This is a genomic window from Vibrio sp. 1078-1 (assembly GCF_033340475.1).
The window spans coordinates 1-708 of sequence record NZ_JAWOWM010000344.1 but is presented as its reverse complement, the minus strand read 5'-3'; the positions used below and the strand labels follow the sequence as shown (position 1 = coordinate 708).

At 46.2% G+C, this 708-nt stretch carries 1 protein-coding gene; it reads right to left on the bottom strand.

The window, feature by feature from the left end; translation table 11 throughout:
* Positions 1-676: phosphoglycolate phosphatase (locus tag R7190_RS27475; RefSeq protein ID WP_318137882.1), on the bottom strand; the 676-nt coding region annotated here is incomplete at its 3' end.
* Positions 677-708: the final 32 nt, after the last annotated feature.

The window sequence follows — 708 nt, the reverse complement described above, 5'->3', positions numbered from 1 at the left end:
CGGTTACTACTTCCAATAATTCAGATAAACTGTCTGCGACAAAATCTGGGTTTGAAGCTGAAATAGGCTCACCATGGTTGTAACCGTATGTTAAACCAAACGAAGCACAACCTGCGTTTTTCGCCGCAAGGATGTCATTCTTCGAGTCGCCAACCATCAGCATTTCGCTCGCTTTCACCTGATGTTTTTCCATCAACCAGTTCAGTGCGACTGGATTTGGTTTTTTCTCAGGGAATGCATCACCACCCAATACGTCCACAAAGTATTTTGCGATGCCATGTTGCTCTAGAATTTCTGGAACAAACTTCGATGGTTTGTTCGTTACAAGCGCCATCGTAAAGCCTGCCTGATGTAGCTCTTCTAGCGTCTCTTTTACTGTTGGGTAAAGATGGCTCAGCTGATGACCGCTTTGCGCGTAAAAGTCATCAAACAGCTCGCGTCCTTTTGCACGCAGCTCTTCACTAAGATCGCTACTGATGGTCATGCTTTGGCTTAGCGCGCGACCAATCAGGACGTCAGCACCGTTACCTACGTAATCACGTACTTGCTCTTCCGATACTGCAGGGTAACCCAAAGCTTGTACCGCTTGGTCTGCAGCAACGGCCAAATCAGGTACGCTGTCCAACAATGTGCCATCCAGATCGAACGCAATCAGTTTAATATCTTGTTGAGTCATAATTTCCCTAGCTAAAAATAACAAAGGATGGC